This window comes from Streptosporangium amethystogenes (assembly GCF_000721075.1).
In the GTDB taxonomy this organism is placed as follows: Bacteria; Actinomycetota; Actinomycetes; order Streptosporangiales; family Streptosporangiaceae; genus Streptosporangium; species Streptosporangium amethystogenes.
Genome location: NZ_JOEQ01000183.1, coordinates 1 through 330, shown reverse-complemented (window position 1 = coordinate 330; position 330 = coordinate 1). Strand labels below are relative to the sequence as shown.

General features: G+C 73.0%; 1 pseudogene. It reads left to right on the top strand.

The window, feature by feature from the left end:
• A pseudogene (locus IG98_RS46365) lies at positions 1–330 on the top strand (hypothetical protein); the annotation flags it as partial.

Sequence of the window (330 nt, the reverse complement as noted above, 5' to 3'; positions counted from 1 at the left end):
GGTGTTGGCGGCGCATCCGCTGGTGGCGGATGTGGCGGTGGTGGTGCGGGAGGACCGGCCGGGGGATCGGCGGCTGGTGGCGTACGTGGTGGAGGCCGCGACGGACGCGGTCACGGGGGCGGCGGCGTCGGTCGGCGGCCCGGCTCCGGGCGGAGCGGCGGCGGATGTGTCGGATGCGCTCGTCCTCTCGGATGTGTCCGGTGCGCCGATTCCCGCAGATGGGTTGGTTTTGTCGGGTGGGTTGGATGTGGGGCGGTTGCGGCGGTTCGCGGGGGAGGTGTTGCCCGATTACATGGTGCCGTCGGCGGTGGTGGTGGTGGAGGCGTTGCC